At 62.8% G+C, this 897-nt stretch carries 1 protein-coding gene; it reads left to right on the top strand.

Features of this window, described 5'->3' with window-relative positions; all coding sequences use genetic code 11:
* Positions 1-845 (top strand): IS66 family transposase (gene tnpC, locus NY78_RS21920; RefSeq protein WP_043641412.1); only part of this gene is annotated, 845 nt, incomplete at its 5' end.
* Positions 846-897 lie beyond the last annotated feature (52 nt).

Raw genomic sequence — 897 nt, 5'->3', positions numbered from 1 at the left:
GTTCCGGCCCCATCGTCAACATGGACGAAACCACGGTTCAGGTGCTTGCCGAACCCGGAAGGGCCAACACCGCGAAATCTTTCATGTGGGTCGCCCGGGGCGGAATGCCGGAAAAGCCGGTCGTCCTGTTTCGCTATCATCCGACCCGGGCCGGCAGCGTGGCCGCAGAAATCCTTGGCGACTTCAAAGGCTATCTGCAGACCGACGGCTACAGCGGCTACGAAGCTCTGGGCGAACGGGAAGGCCTACGCCATCTCGGCTGCCTGGCCCATGTCCGGCGCAAGTTCGTCGAGATAGAAAAGAGCGCCGGGAAAACGGCCAAAGGCGGCACGGCCCATGCCGTCCTGGATCTGATCGGCAAGCTTTACGGCGTGGAGCGCCAAGCCGAAAAGCAAAAGCTCGATCCCGAGCAGATCAAGTCCTTGCGAGCCGAGAAGTCCAGGCCGATCCTGGACAAGCTCAAGGCGCTGCTTGATGCTCGCTCAGCCACCACCCCGCCAAAGAGTCTGCTCGGCAAGGCCATCGGCTATGCCCTCAAACAGTGGGACCACCTGGGCGTTTACCTGGAAGACGGCCGGCTGCGCCCGGACAACAACCTGGCCGAGAACGCCACCCGTCCCTTTGCCGTGGGCCGCAAAAATTGGCTGTTTTCCGGCCATCCGCGCGGAGCCGGCGCTTCGGCCGCGATTTACTCCCTCATTGAGACCGCTAAAACCAACGGCTTGGAGCCTTACCGCTATCTGCGCCAGCTCTTCGAGCACCTGCCGGCGGCAACCACCGACGCCCAACGCAAGGCCCTCCTGCCGCAGCACATTGATCCCCAGAGCCTGACCATCCCTGCCTGACCTTCTGCCGCTTCCGGCTCGCCTGACAAGACGCGCCTTATTGAGCGCTTAC

Origin of the sequence: Desulfovibrio sp. TomC, from assembly GCF_000801335.2 — a bacterium.
Taxonomy (GTDB): Bacteria; Desulfobacterota; Desulfovibrionia; order Desulfovibrionales; family Desulfovibrionaceae; genus Solidesulfovibrio.
This window is presented reverse-complemented; position numbering and strand designations above follow the sequence as displayed.